Raw genomic sequence first — 17866 nt, 5'->3', positions numbered from 1 at the left:
TCCGTAGTGAAATGGCCCGTCAATTCCGGGTTCAGCACCTTAACTCTTTATTCGCTTCCGGAAAAGAGTTAGTTTTCATGGAGATCATTTGGAGCGGGAGGCAAGCTGCGACGTGCATCTCATGAGAAGGGCTCTATGGGAGACGGCTGCATGAGAAAAGGGTTGGCAGTGCAGATAGTGTGGGTGCTTGTGGTGGGGACGGCATTTTCCGCATGCACCCAACATGTGATCGCGCCCGACCTGCGGGATCGAGCGGTGAATGCGCCCGCGTTTGTGGCGGTGCTGGAAAATCCTGAGGGTTATCTCGGGCAGATGGTTATCTGGGGAGGGATCATCATCGAAACCGTCAATGAGCCCGGCTATACCCTCATTAAGGTGCTGCAAACACCGCTGGAAATCGGGCAAATGCCCGGCAATGGAGACTACTCGCAAGGCAGGTTCATCGCCCGGGCAACAGGCTATCTGGACGGCGCAGTCTATGAAAAGGGCCGAAAGGTCACCGTAGCCGGCAGGATAACGGGCAAGGAAGTGCTCCCTTTGAGCGGCATCGAGTATACTTACCCCGTTGTTTCTGTTGCACAGATTCATCTCTGGCCGCCTGCGCCCGCCTATAACGCTCCGTATTATTACCGCCCCTATTTTTGGGGATGGGGATGGTACGGTTCGTGTCTTTCCCGCCCCTGGGGCTGGGGACCCGATTGCCTGCCGTGAGGACGGAGGGCGGACGACAAAGGGCGGAGTTGATTTGCTGGAGGCCGATTGTCGGTGGCACGACGACGGCGTGATCATGCGTGGCATCCGCCGGTAAGGGCCCGGCTACACCTTGTGGGCAATGGCCAGGGGCAGTGGTGCGCCGAGACGGATGCCTTCGGTGGAAATCAGGGCTTGATAGGGCCAGGCTTCTACTCCGGCGTCCAAGGCCTGCCAGAACAAATCGGCAAACGTGCTGTCGATGAAATCCGCCGGCGCAAAACAGCGGGCCTCGGGTCTCTGAATAAGATAGAAGCAGGCGACGCGCTGGCCCGATCGAGCCAGCTCCATCAGCTCCAGCAAGTGCTTCCGGCCTCTTTCGGTCGGCGCGTCGGGAAAATAGGCCACCTCATCTTCCACCAGGGTGACGTTCTTGGCCTCGATCCAAAGAGCACCATCGGCTCCTGTCAAGCGGGCGTCGAGCCGGCTGGAGCCGACTTTGGCTTCGCTCCGGTAGGCTGAATATCCCCTCAGTTGCGGGATCAAGGACATTTCCCAGGCTTTTCGCAGCATCCGGTTGGGTGTCAGGGTGTTGACTCCCACCCAGGCATCGCCCAGTTTTATCAGCTCCAGCGTGTGGGATAAGCGACGTCCGGGCCGCTGCCCCGGTGATAGCAGAACGTCGGCTCCGCGCCTGAGCAAACCGAGCATGCTTCCGGAATTGTTGCAGTGCACCCAGAACCGCGCGTTTTGCCTTTCCACTTCGACCAGGAAACGCTTTTCTCTGCGGCAAAACCGCGCCGTCAGGCAACCGTCAGGAAATTTTATCAAGGGACCGCTCGGCTCATCACAAGTTGTTAAAACGGTGGAGGCCGGGGAAGCGCACACTGGGACGCAAACCCCAACCTGCACCTGCCTGCATTTCCACGCACTGCCTCGCTCGGCGGGTGACCGGCGCTGTGCGTGGGCTCACCAGTTGAATACCTGGTCGAGCTCTTCATCCTTGACAGCGAAGGTGACATTGTGCGGGGCGAGCCTTTCCTGAGTGAAGAAGCGCGGCAGTCTGTCCTGGTGCGCGGTGAAGCCGGCGCGGGCATTGAAATCGCGCTCCATGGAAAGGATCTTCTTGCCCAGATCGGTGACTCCATCGGCCGCCAGGTCCAGCCCATAGAAGGCGTTGATCATATCCAGCAGTGCCTGAAACGTTTCCGGCTGATCCAGCAGGGCAAACGCAATGAACAGGCACATGCCGGTGGCATCGACCGCTGCGGTGGCAATCTGCAGGTCCCTGGAAAGCTCGATCTGCCCCTGGGGTTTTAACGGATCGACTTCTCCGCCCACCTTGAGGATGTTCGCCGTTACCGCGTAGCCCGCCGTATGATCGGCGCCCATGGGGCTGGTGGCATAGGTCACGCCCACTCCCTGGACGGCTCTCGGATCGTAGGCGGGGAGCGCCTGCCCCTTCACCACCGGGACTCTCTCGACCCCGAACACCTTGCCGGTGACGGCCGCTCCATTGCCCAGGATCCGTCCGAGAGGGGTTCCCTTGCCCACTTCGTGCAGCAGGTTAATGGCCCCTTCGGCATCCCCGAATTTGAGCAGCCCGGCCTCCATGGCCACCCCAATGGTCGCACCCATCTCGATGGTGTCCAGGCCGTAATTGTCATCCAGAAAATCCAGCGTGGCAATGGCATCCAGGTCGCAAATGCCGCAGTTCCCTCCATGAGCCCAAACGGTCTCGTATTCGGGCTGCTTGGTGAGGAAATGGCCGTCTTTGTCGTGGTAGATCCCCGAGCAGCGGATTACGCAGCCTCGATGGCAGCCGTGCGTGGCCAGTCCGCCGCGCGCTTTCTCGGTTTCCGCCTGGGTTTCACCGCTGATCAGATGCGCTTCATCGTAGCGCCCCTGCTTGAAGTTGTACGTGGGATAGCCACCCGCCTCGTTGACGATGTTGGTCAACACGTTGGTGCCGTATGCCGGCAGCCCCTGCCCGGTGACCGGATGGTTGCGCAGGCCCTCGACAAAGCGTTTGTTGGCTTCCTTGAATTTTTCCGGGTCCTTGGGGGAGCGCATGGTCTTGCCCGCGTCGTCCAGCACGATCACCTTCACTCCCTTGGAGCCCATCACCGCCCCTACTCCTCCACGGCCGGCATGTCGGGTGGGGCGCATTTCCATGTCGGTGCAGGCGATGGAGGCGGTGCTCATCTTCATTTCCCCGGCGGGGCCGATGGAAATGCAGGCCACCTTGTCGCCGTATTCTCCCTTGATCTTTGCCACTGCGTCATAGTTGGGAAGCATCTTCAAATCGTTGTCGACGCTTATGGTGGCTCCGTCCCTGTTGATGACCACCTTGTAGAGGTCGTCGGTTGGCGGCTTGCCCTCCAGAACAATGGCGGCGTACCCCAGCCGCGCCAGTACCTGAGACGGCTGGCCGCCGGAGTTGGCTTCCTTGATGCCGCCGGTGAGGGGGCTTTTGCAGCCCACCGAAAGCCGCCCGGACATGGCTCCCGTGGTCCCGCTCAAAAGACCCGGGGCGATCACCAGCTTGTTTTCCGCACTCAATGGGTGGCAGGTGGGAGGCACTTCCTTGGAAATGATGGCGGAAGTCATCCCCCGGCCGCCCATTCCGGCGTATCCGCCCAAGGGGGACTCGGTGATCCTGGGGCCGCCTTCGGCACCCATGTCAATGCGCAGTATCTTATCCATGTGTTGTTCTCCTTTCTGCCATGTGTGCAACCTGAAAAGCGGATGAGCAGTGCAATGACGCTATCTGCGTGTTTTTCAAAAGCCGGTGAAATAAGGTCGAAAAACCCGCTAAACCGTGACCATGCAAAGGATCTAAAGCACATCTGTAAGCGCTTGTAAACCTATCAATTTTGGCATAACGACGAACCTTGAAGGCGGCTGCCGGGCCGTCTGAGGGGGGGTGTTTGCCAATGGTTGAAAAGCCGTGTGGATAAACGTAGGCAGGGACCTTGCGCGGTGCTTCAGCGATAATAAAAGCGGAACAGTCGGTCCTCGTCGGTGCCCATCCAGTAGAACAGCAGGGTCAGGTGATTTTCCAGGGATGCGCGCAGGATTCCCTTGCTGCGGTATCGTTGCGGAGAGGTGCGGAGGATTTCGGGGATGATCAGCAGCTTGCCGATTCTGCTTGCACGGCGCACCAGGTCGACGTCCTCCATGAGGTAGCGCTGCCGGTATCCGCCCAGCTGCCGGAACACGTCCGAGCGGCAGAACAGCCCCTGATCTCCGTAAGGAATGCCGAATAGGCGCGTTCTCAGGTTTGCCCAGCGTGCAATGAGATCCATCGCCCGGTCGGTTGGGGCATAGCCCAACAGGAAGCACCCCAGGCTGAATTGCCCATCCACAGCGATCTTGCGCAGCAAATAGCCGAACTGGTCGGGGGGGAGGCTGTCGTCGTGTAGAAACCACAAGATATCCCCCATCGCCTCCCGTGCCCCGCGGTTGAGCTGCATTCCCCGGCCGGCGGCGGACCACACCAGGCGAATTGACGGGTGAAGCCGGGTGAGGTTTGCCAAGGGCGGCCTGGTGCCGGAGAGACTGACAATGATTTCATCTCCCGGCCACAGCCGGGAGTGCAACGATTCGAGTAACGGTCCCAGTTTTTCAATGCCCCTGCGGGTGGGTATGATGATGGACACCCGACTCTGCAGCAGCGGTTGTCTGAAGAAGTGCTCCATATCCTCCGGCCGATCGATATCCTGCTTGATTCGGTTGACGCGCACCCGAAATCCATCTTTTTCAAGCAATTCCCGGGTCCTGGCGAACACCGTAGCGGTGCTCCACTCTTCCGGGGTCAGAGCCGAGGGGCAGGGACGGTCCAGCCCGATGAGGCAAAAGCCGCCGTCCGCTGCCGGGCTTAACACGGCGCAGCCGCGCTCGAGGCGAGCGAAGGCGTCTTCCAGATCCTCCGGTTCCAGATCGACGCTGTCTGATCCGATCAGCACCACCTGCCGGTAACCCGCGGCGAAAGCCCAACGGAAGGCCAAATCCATGCGCTCCCCCAGGTGAGAACCCCTTTGCGGCAAGAATGTCCAGGGCCCGGGGAAGGATTTTGCCAGCTGCGTCTGGTGGTCGGCGGGCGTGAAGCATGCCAGTATGTGCACGCCGGGGTGGGAGCGCTTGAAGTCGGCGGCTACGCCCAGGGTCTTGCGCAACAGCTTGGCATATACGGCGCAGGCCTGGTGATCGCCCAGCTGTGCCGCCAGCCGTGACTTGACTTGACCGGGCCGGGGGTAACGAAGAAAGACGAGGAGTGCCTGGTGGGGAGCATTCATTTCAGGTGGGCTGGCGCTCATGGGCGGAGCACTGAAGGAGTAATGAATAATGAATCATGTTTCAGTACGGCAGACTGCGCAGGGAACGCATGATCAGGGTGAAACCCATGGCGAGCATGCCCATAAGCCCCATGCCGCAGGAGAACCCGGCCAGCAGCACCGGGGCGTATTGGCGCCAGGATAGGCCGTATTTCTTGATGAAGTAATAGCGCCCCAAAAAGGCGCCGATGATTTCCAGGAAGATACTGTGCGGGGTGGACTGCCCCAATCCTCGGACCACGCCGTAGATCAGCATGATCGGCAGTTTCAGGTAGGCCAGCACGGCATAGGTGACGCTTCCCAGGGCCAAACCGATGCCCACGTAATCCAATTTCAACGCCTGAAAAAACGGCGAATCTCCTTCCAGCGTGGCGCTCTGCAGGAGCAGCGTGTTGAGCGCCTGGAGATGCCACAACTGCTGCGCGTAGGGGTACTGGCTGGAGGGCACCGGGGCCAGCCGCCATATGTATTGTGAGAAGAGCAGGCTGGCGATCAAAACGATGGGGATGACGAGAATTTCCGCCTTGATGATGCTGCGAAAGCTGGTGCCGGTGAGCTCGATTTCACGCCACCTCACGGTGGCTTTGCCGTAGTTGTGGAAGGGAATCGGGGCGTACCAGATGCCGATGCCCGAGTAGCCGAAGTACCTGGAGGCCATGATAAAGCTGGCTTCCCGCACCATGGGAAGGGTTATGAACTGGCCGGCAATGCCTTCCATGCGAGCGGAAATGTAAGAAATAATGGGGGTGTAGATAAACCCGTAAGCGACCAGAAAGATCCACGGGAATCCGGGCACGAGAAAGGACGACAGGATCACATAGGCGGTTGTGGAAGCGACGTAAATGCCCAGTGCTATCCAGATGCTGAAGTCGCCGCGTCCCGGTGGAGGTGTGAACAGGGTCTTGAGCCGTTCACGGAAAGACCCCATCTGCTCTCGGCTGAAACTGTAGATGACGTGCACAATGCCGACCAGGGCGATGGCGAGCCCGAGGCCGATGCCGAAGCTCATGTAGAAATCGAAATTGTTGGCAAAGATCGTGTCGACGGTGCCCATTCCCTTGTGCCATCGGTGCAGGATGCCGAAGTGGTGCAGGATGGGATTGGCGATGATCGTCAATATGAGGCCGATGCCCCCGCCGATCACCGCCCAGAAAGGGAGCACCATGCCGAGGAACAGCAATCCGAGATCCAGGTTGATTCCCGTAGCAACGGCGGGAAGATACTCTTCGGTGATGTCGGTGAGCTCAATCCATGGGATGGGCAGAAGATGCACCGGCTCATTCAGAATGACGCCGGAGGCGGCCGGCAGGAGCACATAGACTCCCCCGAAACACAGGCCGATCATGCCTCCTATGGAGAAGATGCGCCATTTCCAGCTGTCCTCCTTGCGCTGCGTGGATTCGGCCAGGGCCATGTTGCCCAGAGCCCCGACCGGGGCCATAGGGAAGGGGAGTTTTTCGACATCGGAGGTGAGCCGATACAGCGCGTATCCCAGGCCGAAGTGGTCGACGGCGGAAATGATTTCAAAGCCCACCATGAGAAGAATCGGGATCAGCCAGTCGCGATGCAGGAAGCTGCGCTCTACAAAAGAATCGGATCCCGGCTGCGGTGCGATCCATTCGGGAATGAACTGGGTCAGTCCGAGCATGCGCGCAGCTTCGGACTGCACCAGGTACTGATTCCAGAGGAGGCCGGAAAAGGGTGAGGCCATTGCAGCTCCGGCCATGTAGTAAAGCACGAACACTTCCTGCTGACGCAGCCGGGTGTAGGCGCGCTTGGCGACTTCCGCAAACAGAATGACGGTGACCCAGCGTGCCGCCGGGCCGATGCCGGTGCCGACCACCAGTCCCAGATACATCGATCCGGGCATCATCAGGAATCCGATGAGGATGGCCCCGACGATGGACTTCCAGCCAAAGCCCTCTTCAAATTCCTCCGGTGGCTTTAAAAGGTCTCGATATTCCTTGAGTTCCTTGTCTTGCTCTTCGTACATCCAAATTCTCCAGTCAGGCAATCACGCAAGCACGATAGGAAGAACACTGGAAAAATGCGAAGCGGTAACAGCGTTGTTCGCTCTGGCCTCGAATCTGCATCGCTTGGGCGCTGGTTCGATCACAAGGGCAGCACATGGTAGCTGATTGGGGTAAACATGCCCACGATCAGCCACACTACGGCCATCACCATGTCTCCCACCACCAATCCGATGAACAGGCGCCGCACTTCCTTATACAGGCTGACGCCTCCATAGCGCAGGGTCAACGCGTTGTTGACCCATCCAATAAAGAAGCTGAACCACAGAATGTCCATGGCGGAACTGTAGGTGGTCAGGTAACCGATGGGGTGCAGCGGCCACCACAGAAAATGATGGTAGCCCAGAACAAGAAAAGTCATGACCGCGGCACCCACCGCCGTGAAGGTGATGCTCCATGCCTTGGCCTGCTCGGGATATTCCAACAGTTGCCCGACGTTTTCATGAACGCGGCGGGACGTCTCGATGGCCCAGTCGTCGGGCAGGGTGGAAATTCCGAATTTGTAGTAGAGAGCCATCATGGCGACAAAGGAGACCACCAATCCCACGCCGATTGCCCAAACCACCCCCCACAGGAAGCGATTGTGCGGGGTGCTTCCATCCGCCAGCCTGGAGGAGTGAAACAGGGACGGTGCCAGCGATTCGCGCATGTCCAGAAAGGTGACTTTTTGCACCACCAGCGCCAGATAGAGGGTGAGGGGGGCGATCATGCGCGTGTTCATGAAGGCCAGGAAGCCGTCCGATGGGGCGGCGGTCAGGGTAAAATACGGCAGTCCACCCTGGCAGATGAGGCGCGAAGCGACCAATTGCAGCATGAAGCACACGGCCAGAAAGACAATGGTCACAAGGACATCCATGCCGAAGAAAGTCATCCAGGCGAAAATGCCCACAAAGCCTGCGGCGAACAGGTAAAAAGCCGATCGGGGGGACATGAGGCCGTGGTATTCGAGCAGGTAATCACGCTTGAAGAGAGAGCGCAGGACGAGCAGCAGATGATATCTGGCCAGCCACAAAATGAACAGGAAAAAAATCCCGAAGGCTCCGACCATCTGCATTTCCTCGACTCGAGAGAGAACCGGGCCGAAGGTGGTTCCGAGGGCGGCGGCGGGCAGTCGCCATCCCAAAAATTCCAGGACGCCGGGCAGAAACCCCCCGAGAATGAAAAAAAACCACAGGCTGAATGAGACTTGGTTGGAAGTGAGGAAGGCAAACCCTATGAAAGCGGGATACAGGTAAATTTTCATCTTGTAGAAGCCGGCCAGCATGCCCTCCTTGGGAACATAGCCCTGCGTGAGGATGAGGGTGGGCATTTCCGGCACCTGCGGAAAATACGTGTGCAGTCCGTTGAACGTGTGCAGAAAGAGGGGAATGCAAAAACCGATGAGGAAATATCGATGGCGCAGGAACTCGAACAGGGTGTTGCTTTCGGATTCCTCACACAGAATCTGGGGAACGCGCAGCAGCGGGAAGTTCATTTTTTCGTTTTCGATCCACTGGTGCGAGAATACCCCGGTCATCCCCAGCAGGGCCGCATAGACGCACAGGACAAGCATTCCCCACCAGAACATCGGCAGTATCCATATATTCCAGGGAATGTGCGTGATGACCTCCCACCATCCCATATCCAGACCACCTTTCAAACCATAATACAGCGGTTGGATGATATCGGGATCCTTGGGGAATAGGGCGGAAGGAAGTAGCGGAAGCAGCAGTTTCCCCAGGTCGCCGGCCGAGGTTGCAAACCAGGCCGGGCTGGTGAGGTTGATGACAAAGGTGCGCAGCAGGCCGGTATAGGCAATGCCGGTGGCGACCGTGACCATGGACCAGATGAGCAGCACCTCGAACAGGTGAAAACGCCAGCTGTTCCTGATCAGGGACAGTACCGGATTGACGATGATCAGCACGAACAGCAGACAGGCGAAGGATATCAGGGGAAAATGTCCGCCCGCGAGCGGACTGTTCTGCAGTTTGACATTGTTGTAAGGGGTGAGGGAGCATGCCAGAACGACCAGCACGAGTCCAAGCACAACCGCCGCAAGACGAATTTTCGGTTCCCTCATGGTCAGGCTTCCTCCAACTGTCCGGCGTAATCCACCGGCGCCAGTTGTTGGTAATGCCCTTTCGCTGCTGGATCCATCAGGCGCCACAGGAGCATCTGTTTGCGCAGTGCCTTAATAAAACTCTTGTTGGCTCGCTCCCACGCGGAACGTTCTCCAGACAACCGGATCATGCGCAGCGCAACCTCCAGGTATCCCGGGTTGTCGGGCGACGGACAGCAATGCAGTTGCAGCCTTTGCTTGATCCCAAAATCAAAAGGGGCCAGCCAAACATTCATGCGCAGGAGCAGACAGACGGGTGCCGGCATCCTGCCTTGCACCAGTTCCGGAGCATCCACGTCCATTTCGGTCTCATCGACGATGAACGCCCCCTGGCTGACGTCCTGGTGGGAACTGTAGAAGGCGTGCAGAAATCCCATGATGCCCTTTTCTTCTTCGTACTTCAACAGAAAGGGAAGGTGCATGACGATTTCTTCTCCTTCAGCCTGGGGCAATGACCAGGATCGATTGATGTCGGGCATGGCGATTTCAGCGGCCATTCGTGCGGGATAGAGGGCCGCCAGGAAAACTACCGAAAAAACCAGAAACATGCAAGCCACGCTTGCCAGAGAAGAGTAATTGAACGTGAGTTGGGCAAAAAGACCTGTGTTTCCCAGGTAATTGGCGCTCAACTGCGCCAGAATGTAGCCGATGACGGTGGATATGACCGCCATGGACAAGGCTTCCACAATGAACAGGAAGCCCACATGAGTCGGGGCAAGCCCCACCGATGTGTAGGTTCCGATTTCCCTCTGACGCTCATGGACATGGCCGATCAAAGTATTCAGGCAGATGAAGATGACGATCAGAATCGGTACGATCAGGTTGGCCACTCCTTGATAGCGCACGGTGGTGCTGGCGCTGTGATACCATATGCCGTCCTGGCCGACGAATAACGGGTAGGCCAGCCAGGTGGAGAGGCCGTCGGCGATCTGCAGGGGCTGCTGCCCGTCGCTGGGAAGAATGGAAATGGCCATCGGTTTGCCGCCGTACTGCATGCAGGTGGAAAAGGGGATGATGACGGTGGCCTTGGGATTAGCGAAGCGAAATTTCTGCGAGATGGGTGCCATCTGCTCACCCGACTGCATCGCCTCGATTTCAGCCTCGGACAGATCCTGGCTGTGAAGCATCTCCTCGTAAGCGGGCGTGATGGGATTCTGATCGAGGTCCTTGGAGGCTTCCATGAGTTTGGCGTCAAAGTAACCCACCACCTCAAACGCGTCTCCCATCAGTGTCACCGTTGCAGCGAGGTCGGTTCGTGGATCGAGTCCGAGTTGCTGAGCCATGTCAACGGGCAGTAAAATGGCGTTCCTTTCGTCCTCGGTGAACCAGCGCCCATGGATGACGATGTTCCGAAAATACTCCGGCGCGTTCCATCCCAGTCCCAGCACGCCTTCCGCCGGCGCACTCATCGCCGGTCGCCGCACGCTGGTGATTGCCTGCGTGCGCATTTCTCCCGGCATGATCCAGCTTCTCGGCCAAACCGAGGATCCTTCACTGAAGCGCGCCTGCATGTCGCTGAGCAGCAGCGTGGTGAGAGGAAACCAGAACTGGTGCCGTATGAGGATGCCCGTATAAGGATTTTCCTGGGCCAGGTTGGTGCTCGTGGTTTTGTGCAAGCTCTTGACGTTGGTGAAAGACATGACGGTGAAGGTGAGAATCACCAGGGTAATACAGGTCAGCGCGGTGCGCAGCTTTCTGCGATTGAGGTTGGACACCCCAATGGCGAATCCGGCGCCGAACGCCTGCCATTTGCTCACCTGGTCCGTTCTGCGATTGGCAACGGCATAACTGTCATGCAGTTCATCCATCTCCCTTTCAAAACGCATGAAAATGATCCAGGCAACCAGCAGAGAAAGGCCCACAATAAAAAAGGCAATGATCACCACCATGGGGCTGTAGGTCAACTGAAAGGCGGGATGCAATGCGCGGATGGTGAAAATGGTCATGAGCAGGATAACGATGAACGCTATGATCTGTCTGTAGATATCGCGAAAACTGAACAGATAGCGCTCCATGCAATAGGCGAAGGGAACAAACAGGGCGATAAAAAACATCACCCCCGTCAATACGTCTCGTTCCGTGCTCTCGATCTGGCTATAGACCACATTCATCTGAGCCCACGCCGCCACGGTGTTCCGCCAGAATTTGTCATAGACTTGATTGGCCAGGCTCTGCCGGGAAGCAGCCAACGCCTGCTCGGACGTCTCATTGATCACCTGCAGATAACGGTTGGAGATGCCGTGTTTGAACAGGTTGGTGAGGCGTCTTCCCACCAGATACTGCAGGTCGCCGGCCACCTGCTTGGGGACCAGAAATATCGACGCCGGGCTGCCGATCAGAAAACCTTTGCCGGTGGGGATCTCGTCGGTGCTGTTGAGCAGGAACAACTCCTTGCTGATCATCGACTGGGACAGGATCAGTTTGAACCGTGTGCCGCGCTCCAAGAAGACGGATATGGCGTTGGTGTCCCGCCCGTCGATCCTGCTGTACCAGTAGCGCACGGGAGTGGTCTCGGTGGCGGCATTGAGCAGTTCGACCTTGGTCAAGTGGCCCATGTCCCGGGGGTCGAAGATGCCCACCACATCGGTCTGCCTGCAATGGAACATGATCAGTGACGTACTTGCCAGGTCGGTTTTCACTTTGATCCGATAGTTCACTTTGCCCGTCTGATTCTTGTCCGCGGTCCATTTGATCAGACCGGTTTGAGAGTCCACCCCGTAGGGTTCAACGATCAGTTTTTGATAGGAAGCCCTCCGGTTGGCGAGCCCCGGAATGAAAAAGGTGCCGTCCTGAAAAGACATGCCGCGAAAGATGGAGTCTCCCTGGATGACATTGACGATGGTGCCGGGTGCCGGTTGATCGGCAAACAGCTCCCCCTGACGAATGAACTTGGTGGTGCCTTCGAGGCCGGACAGGCCTCGCAGCTGGCCTGTGATTCCAGAAGCCAGCTCCTCATGGGAAAAGACCTTGCTGAGGAAGGTCGGGAAGAACCTTTGCAGTCTCTCGATAGTGTCCACATCGACCCGATCCAGGGTGTCATTCGGGGTGGACCAGAATGAGCGGTTGTCGTCCAGGGTGACCAGTCCGACGGCCGGCAGGCCTCCGATGGCGGCAATGTCGCAGCACAGGCACTGTCCGGTATGGCATTGGCCGAAGCTGCCCAGGGCCTCACTGCCCCGCAGCAGGTTCTTGAACATATTGGAAGTGCCCGTTTCGCGCGCTGCCTGCTCGCCGGTTGCGGTCAAAATATCTGCCAGCCGCCGTGATCGCACAATGCGCTTGACGTCTTGGCGAATGGGAAAGGTGTGACCCAATTCAGCCAGACCGACAAAGGGAGAATGGGACGACAAGTTGAGATCCAGATAAAGCACCGGTTCGAGATCGATGAGTTTTCGGGAGAGCTGTTCGGTGGATCTGAGCACCTGGCGTCGGAGCTTCAGTTCATCGCGCCGGACTTTGAGCTCTGGAATCACTCCGTCGAGGAGTTCCCGGGCAAGGATTTCCTGCTCGGGAGTCAACTGGTCCATGCTGCTGACCCAGGAAAGCCTGCGATAGGGGCGGACATCCGCCATATCGACGAGCTCTTCGGTTTCCGAGGCGGATTTTTGATATTGCATTTCCCGTGTCAGTTCATCGACTTTGTCTTTTGCCCTCTCCAGCACAATCTGCCAGATGCGATCACGATCTTTCGGATCGTCGATGGCCAGGGGATCGCCGGCTTCCAGGAGCTCGATCTGATGGTCAACATCTTCCTTTTGCAGACTGAGATTTCGCTTGTCCCGCCGCAGGATTTTGCGTCGAGTGGTCACCGCCCAGGTGAACTGCCTCATTCCGGCGAGTCCCTGGCCGTGACCGGTGGCGGCGAGAAACAGCACACTTCGGTCCGGCGGGTTCTTGGCCAGTTCCCGTGCCAGTAACAGCATCATGGCGATGGAAGTGGATTCACCCGCACCCGGCGCCAGCCCCAGGATGTGTGAGGAAGCGTCGTAGAAGGCATCCAGCACGATCAATTCATTGCGCAGTTCGGGAGACTTGCCGGGCAGAATGCCGTAGCAGTTGTAGACCAGTTTGTGTTGCCATCGGGCCTTGGACTTGACCGTTGCCGAAACGTTTTGCTGCAGTGCCAGCTGTTTGAGCTGCTCGCCGATACGCTGCGGAACCCAGTAGCGCGGGAAAGCCACCGGCGTGGGAATGTCTTTTTCCTTGAACTGCCCGCGGGAAGAATCCCCGCTGCCCAGAAAAATCAGCGCCTTGGCCCCCAGCATCGAGGCGTTCAGCCAATTTTGAAAGGAAAACATATCCATCAGAACAATATTGCCCTGAATCTTCTTGCCGTTTAAGTCGGCAAAATTGCCTGCTCCCACGTAAATCAAACTTCCCGTCAGACCTTCCGGGGGGGTGGTGGGCAGGTACACCATGTTGGGCCCCCAGGGGTAGATCTCCAAGGGTGGCTGTCCGTCGACCTCGAGTGAGGCGGAAACGACTTCCGGGATGGGGGTGAGAAAGTCCTGCACGCCGACTTCTTGTAAACCTGCCTGGCGGAATGCTTTGAGGATGTAGTCGGCCGCCTTTTCAGATCCGGGCGAGCCGGTGGAGCGGTCTTTGATGCCGGCAAAAAACGCCATGTCACGCAGCATGTCCTGGGCGACGGCGTCACCAACCCTCCCGCACCCGATGACCGCCCCTGCAATCAAAGCAAAGGCGCAGACCAGCGTTGGGATCTTCTTCCAGCATGGTGCCAAGTTTTTCATGCCACTTCACCAATGGAGATTTTGAGTTTATCTCGATCTTCAATGCGGTCGATTCGGCCGTCACGAATCCACACAACGCGGTCTGATACGTTCAACATTTTGACATCGTGGGTGGCCGAGATGATGGTGACGCCCCTTTCCTTGGAAAGCTGTTTGAGCAAAAAGATGATTTCCTCGCCCGTTGTCAGGTCGAGGTTTCCCGTCGGTTCGTCCGCCAGCACGATAGCCGGGTCGTTCGCCAGCGATCTGGCGATGGCGACCCGTTGCTGCTGACCGCCGGACAACTCCGAAGGCTTATGATGATAGCGCTCCGCCAAACCGACAATTTTTAGAAGATCCATGCCCTTTTCGGTATATTCGTCACGATTCATACCGGCAAAAACCATGGGCAAGGTGACATTTTCAATGGCGGTCATGACCTGGATGAGGTTGAATGTCTGAAAGATGTAGCCTATTTTTCGGCAGCGCAGCCAGGCCAGTTCGTAAGCGTCCAACTGCGCCACGTCCACTTCATCGATGAATACTCTCCCGGAGGTGGGCTTGTCGAGGGCGCCGATCATATTGAATAGAGTCGACTTGCCCGATCCCGAAGGCCCCATGATCGACAGGTATTCCCCTGTCTTTATGGTGAGGTCGACTCCCTTGAGGGCTTCGACCTTGTTGGTCCCCATGCGAAAAACCTTGGTCACCTCGGATAGCCTGACGACATTGTGTGTTTCATCGCGATACATGATCCGTCCTGTATTGGAAATTATTCCTCCGCCCTCAAAGCCACTGCCGGCTGCATTTTAGCGGCGACCAGTGCGGGATAAATGACCCCGATCAATGATAAAAATACGGCCAGTCCGGAGGCCCAGCCAATGGTGGAGAGCATCTGCTGAAACGGCCAAGAGTAGACCACCGCAAAGCCGAACTTCCACAGGAGAGACAGGGTGGCCACCAGCACTCCCAGCACGCTGCCGCTGACGCCGCCCAGCAAACCCTGATAGACCGCTTCAAGCAAAAAGATGCGCACCACAAAGCTGTCCAGGGCACCCAGGCATTTGATGGTGCCGATCTCGCGGAATCTCTCGGTGACTGCCATGAGCTGGGCGTTGATGATGCCGACGACGCAGACCAGTACCGATAAAATGGCAAGCCATATGTCTTTGGGGCTGCTGCCGAAGCCTTTCTCCGTCAGCTCATATCCGCTGGAAGCGATCAGATCCTGCAAAGATTTGTCGGCGTGCGGCCAAATGGCATTGAGCATGTCATAGCTGGACCAGGTGAAGGCGACGAAAGCGACGGCCAGAGTGAGGGTGAGGGTGGTGATGAGGGATCGAAAGAAGCGCGCCTTGATTGAGTTGAAAGAAATTCTAACGACTTGGTTCCAGGGCAGGACTACCTGACGCTCGACGGATGTTTTCACCGATTTATTCCCGTATCCCTGTCAATGAGTGATTGCACGACCATGCCCTCGTCATTCCCGCGCAGGCGGCCGCGGGTGCGCGCTACAACCGCCTGCGCGGGAATGACGAGATGCTCTGCCAAGAATCTCATCCAAGGCATTTCCCCTCACATCCAGCTTTGATAATTGTTAGCACTTAGGGCCTATCTTAAGATCTACCGAAATATTTTTCAACAGCCTGTGCGGTGTTTGCTGCGCCGTTCTGCAAAATTGCCGGTGTTCCCGGACGAGCCTTGTGATCCCGCAGTTGGAGCCCAATGTGCTCTGCCAGGCGGTCCCTCTGCAGCGAGTCAAGTACCGTAAGGATTCCCAGTTGCTGCAGCCGTTCCGCGCGGATTCGTTGTTCGCGGTTTTGCGGAAACGGATAGACAAGGGCTTTAATTCCGCTTGATAAAATATCCATACAGGTATTGTATCCCGCCATGCTGATGGAAAGTTCGGCGGCAGCAAGCTCGTCCAGGAATTGAGAAGAAAACGGCAGGATCACGCTGCGCTCGTCTCTGGCGGCGAGCCGCTCGAGGCAGGCAAGGTCTTGCCGTGGCAGGAAGGGACTGGCAAAGGCGCGCACACGCAAATGCGGATCGGGCAATGTTTGCGCAGCGCCGATGGCGCAAGCCAGAAGATCCCTGCCCACCGGGCTGCCTCCCCCACTGATCAGAATCAATCCCGTCTGCGGGGTAAGGGTTTGCCCGGGCCGCCGTGTCACAAAACCGGTATATTCCAGCGGGATGGCAATGTCTTTCACTCTCGAGAAGGTCTCATCGAGTGGAATCACGTGCGGGTCGGAATGGATCAGGAGGAGATCAAAGCAGGCGTTTAACGTGCGGATCACATGCTCCTCGAAGCGCGCCTGATCCTTTTTCTCCACCAGAATGTCGCGCAGACTGCAGACCACTTTGGTGGGCAGGTTTTCCTGCCTGATCCGCTGCAGGAGAGGCATCAGTTCAAATGTGAAATATTTCCTTCCGAACGGAAACAACTCGATCACCAGGACGTCGGGGGCAAAATTTCGCAAGGATTGATCGAGGAGCTCGGTCCGGCGGTACTTGACGGCTTCGAGGTCTGCGCCGCAGGAGTGCACCCGCGTGAACTGCCCATCCATCATCAGGGGGGGGAGAAAAACCCGCTTGACATGAGGAGGCGGCGTGAAGTCTGCCAGCGGTTCTCCTCCTTCGATGAAGAGAACCTGGTGACGCTCGAGGGCGCGGGCGATCTCCATGCTCCTGAAAAAGTGGCCGACTCCCAGAACGTGCTGACAATAGAACATGATGCGCATAACCGAGGGACCTGCGGGGAATGCCGATGCCCACTGCCATCAGCGCCAACCGTTAGCAAACATGCAACGAATCCATCTTGACCCGGTGTACTACGGCACGACGCCGGCCGATGTTTCCAGGAAAGGCAGGGGCGTGCCTCTGCGATACGCCAGAGCCTGGCAGACCGCGATCAGCCTGCCGCTTTCCTCCCTCACCTTGATCTCATAGTTTCCCGTCTTCCGGGTCAGGTTGATTTCCTGTGCCTCGGCGATCAACTTGCCGCCCCCCCGGGGAGCGGCAAGATAATTGACCGTGACGTTGAGTGCCACGGCCATGGAACCATGCGAGTTGCACGAGGTTTCGAACGCGGTGTCGATGAGGGCGAAGATGGCACCTCCATGCGCCATGCCGAAGATATTTTCCATGTCTGGTGTAAACGTCATCTCCACCCGGGAATATCCTGTCGCAAGATCCACCAGGGAGATGCCGAACTTGCGGGCAAACGGTTCCTTGGCAACCTGGTCGAAAATCGCCTTCCTGATCTGCTCATCCATGCTTTCAGCCCTCAAAGCGGGTTGCAATCCGGGATCCGGCATCCAGCAGCTAAAACAAACTGGGGCCGAGGTACTCCTTGGCCGACAACAAAAACCATCCACCGAAGAAAAACAAAAAAACGCCACAGAATCGGATGATATGCCGATATCCGCTGTCCGGCAGAAACGTCTTGCCTCTGCTTATGCCAAGAGATACCAGGCTGTACCAGGCGAAATCGGCGGCGATGTGCCCCACAAAAAATGCGGCTACTCCCGCATAGCCGAATTCCATGGCCGTCACCAGGTAGCCGAGGCCTATGGTGGCCCACCACAGGGTCCAATAAGGGTTGGAAATGCTTGCCAAAACACCGAGCAAAACAGGGTGGCGGGAGTATCCGGGGCTGGTTCCCTGCATTTCCTCCCTTAAGGAGAGCTTCCCGGCGGAGCGGACCATATCTACTCCCAGATAGAGCAGCAGAAGACCGCCCATCAGCGCTATGCATCCGATGACCGTAGGTCGCCTCAAGTAGCTCCCCAATCCTTGGATCACGGCGACAACCAGCAGCAGCTCCAGGAGTGCGTGGCCGACCATGAGCAGCGGTCCCGCTGGAAAGCCCCGCCGCGCCGACTCGGAAATGGTTATGGTGAGCAGGGGACCCGGCATCAAAGCGCCCGAAAGCGCCAGGGTGAAGGATGCTCCAACGATGGCGGCCATTTCAAACAT

13 protein-coding genes are annotated in these 17866 nt (G+C 57.7%); 1 reads left to right on the top strand and 12 read right to left on the bottom strand.

The genetic code is table 11. The features are described from left to right. Positions 1 to 150: 150 nt before the first annotated feature. Entirely contained in the window at positions 151 to 711 is a 561-nt protein-coding gene (locus K1V27_RS14865; protein ID WP_258930833.1) for a Slp family lipoprotein, read from the top strand. A 105-nt stretch (positions 712 to 816) separates the two neighbouring features. Here the strand turns inward: K1V27_RS14865 and sfsA are convergent, their stop codons facing one another. From sfsA to K1V27_RS14805, 12 genes are all read right to left on the bottom strand, one after another. After that, the gene (sfsA, locus tag K1V27_RS14860; protein ID WP_258930832.1) at positions 817 to 1521 is read right to left on the bottom strand and encodes a DNA/RNA nuclease SfsA; all 705 of its coding nucleotides are present in this window, start codon (positions 1519 to 1521) and stop codon (positions 817 to 819) included. Between the two features lie 138 nt (positions 1522 to 1659). Beyond that, complete coding sequence (locus tag K1V27_RS14855) at positions 1660 to 3396, bottom strand: aldehyde ferredoxin oxidoreductase C-terminal domain-containing protein (RefSeq protein ID WP_258930831.1); 1737 nt, start codon at positions 3394 to 3396, stop codon at positions 1660 to 1662. A 281-nt stretch (positions 3397 to 3677) separates the two neighbouring features. Further along, entirely contained in the window at positions 3678 to 5009 is a 1332-nt protein-coding gene (locus K1V27_RS14850; protein ID WP_258930830.1) for a TIGR04282 family arsenosugar biosynthesis glycosyltransferase, read from the bottom strand. A 40-nt stretch (positions 5010 to 5049) separates the two neighbouring features. After that, a complete protein-coding gene (locus tag K1V27_RS14845; RefSeq protein WP_258930829.1) occupies positions 5050 to 7020 on the bottom strand; it encodes an OPT/YSL family transporter in 1971 nt (656 codons plus the stop codon). A gap of 119 nt (positions 7021 to 7139) precedes the next feature. After that, entirely contained in the window at positions 7140 to 9116 is a 1977-nt protein-coding gene (locus K1V27_RS14840; RefSeq protein WP_258930828.1) for a DUF6785 family protein, read from the bottom strand. Between the two features lie 2 nt (positions 9117 to 9118). Beyond that, complete coding sequence (locus K1V27_RS14835) at positions 9119 to 13906, bottom strand: FtsX-like permease family protein (RefSeq protein ID WP_258930827.1); 4788 nt, start codon at positions 13904 to 13906, stop codon at positions 9119 to 9121. Beyond that, positions 13903 to 14637: an ABC transporter ATP-binding protein gene (locus tag K1V27_RS14830; RefSeq protein WP_258930826.1), complete on the bottom strand. Its 735-nt coding sequence runs from the start codon at positions 14635 to 14637 to the stop codon at positions 13903 to 13905. The genes K1V27_RS14835 and K1V27_RS14830 overlap by 4 nt, the downstream gene beginning before the upstream one ends. A 20-nt stretch (positions 14638 to 14657) precedes the next feature. Then, the gene (locus K1V27_RS14825) at positions 14658 to 15314 is read right to left on the bottom strand and encodes an ABC transporter permease (RefSeq protein ID WP_258930825.1); all 657 of its coding nucleotides are present in this window, start codon (positions 15312 to 15314) and stop codon (positions 14658 to 14660) included. Next, positions 15311 to 15445, bottom strand: coding sequence for a hypothetical protein (locus K1V27_RS14820; protein WP_258930824.1), 135 nt, complete (start codon positions 15443 to 15445; stop codon positions 15311 to 15313). The genes K1V27_RS14825 and K1V27_RS14820 overlap by 4 nt, the downstream gene beginning before the upstream one ends. A 56-nt stretch (positions 15446 to 15501) precedes the next feature. Next, positions 15502 to 16620, bottom strand: a complete 1119-nt coding sequence (locus tag K1V27_RS14815; RefSeq protein ID WP_258930823.1) for a glycosyltransferase family protein — start codon at positions 16618 to 16620, stop codon at positions 15502 to 15504. A 99-nt stretch (positions 16621 to 16719) separates the two neighbouring features. Further along, positions 16720 to 17163 (bottom strand): PaaI family thioesterase, encoded by a 444-nt coding sequence (locus K1V27_RS14810; RefSeq protein ID WP_258930822.1) that lies wholly within the window; start codon positions 17161 to 17163, stop codon positions 16720 to 16722. A 49-nt stretch (positions 17164 to 17212) separates the two neighbouring features. After that, positions 17213 to 17866, bottom strand: coding sequence for a LysE family translocator (locus tag K1V27_RS14805; protein WP_258930821.1), 654 nt, complete (start codon positions 17864 to 17866; stop codon positions 17213 to 17215).

It is taken from the genome of Desulfoferrobacter suflitae, assembly GCF_022603395.1.
GTDB classification, from domain to species: Bacteria; Desulfobacterota; Syntrophobacteria; order Syntrophobacterales; family Syntrophobacteraceae; genus Desulfoferrobacter; species Desulfoferrobacter suflitae.
This window is presented reverse-complemented; position numbering and strand designations above follow the sequence as displayed.